The sequence below is a fragment of the Gelidibacter pelagius genome (assembly GCF_017581925.1).
Taxonomy (GTDB): Bacteria; Bacteroidota; Bacteroidia; order Flavobacteriales; family Flavobacteriaceae; genus Gelidibacter; species Gelidibacter pelagius.
On sequence record NZ_JAGEVG010000066.1, the window covers coordinates 1 to 714 of the forward strand.

At 44.0% G+C, this 714-nt stretch carries 1 pseudogene; it reads right to left on the reverse strand.

Annotated features, from left to right (window positions below):
• Positions 1-308, reverse strand: a pseudogene (locus J4051_RS18850) (hypothetical protein); the annotation flags it as partial.
• Positions 309-714: the final 406 nt, after the last annotated feature.

Genomic DNA, 714 nt, shown 5'->3' on the forward strand with positions numbered 1-714 from the left:
TCGCCGCGCGGACTGATGGCATCTTCGTTTTTGACCAATGTCATCACACGTGTCAGTCGTGAAGTTACCAAACTATCCTTTGCATCGACCATCAGGTCCAAGATGGAACGTCTCAGCAGTCTACCACTGGATGCTGCCAATCCAAATTCTGACCCATTTTCGCGGGTTCTTGCGAATGCTGGATCTTTAGCAATTCGTGATTTGCTGACGCCCCCTTTGGTGCGTACTAAATACCCATCTCTGCCCTTGTAAAAGGTAAGGTCGTCCAGGGTTCCTTCGACCTTGATTAAGCTTTTTAATTTTGCCATGATTTTTAATTTTGTGAGGACATTATCTATTTGTCCTCGGATTAGACAATTTGTTTATTTTAGATCCGGTCCTGGGCGCGCAAAACATCGGCCGCTGTTTTATATATCCAGATTTGGATCTGAGGCTAAATTATCGGGAAAACTCAGAGGTTGTCTGTCATTGTTGCCGCTTTGGGGTTTTGTTTCTGAAAAGGAATGGTTCTTCATTATTGCTCCATTTTTACTTTGATTTGCAGTTTCCTGTTCCTTTATGAGCTTTCTGCCCGTATTTCCTTTTCTGCCGTTTTTGCCGTATTTAACTCTTTGTGCCGAAGTGCCTATGGCATGCTTTATCCATGGAGTATCTATGGAGTATCTATGGAGTATCTATGGGGGGAGTAGAGGGTAGAGAAGGTAGAGGGTAGAG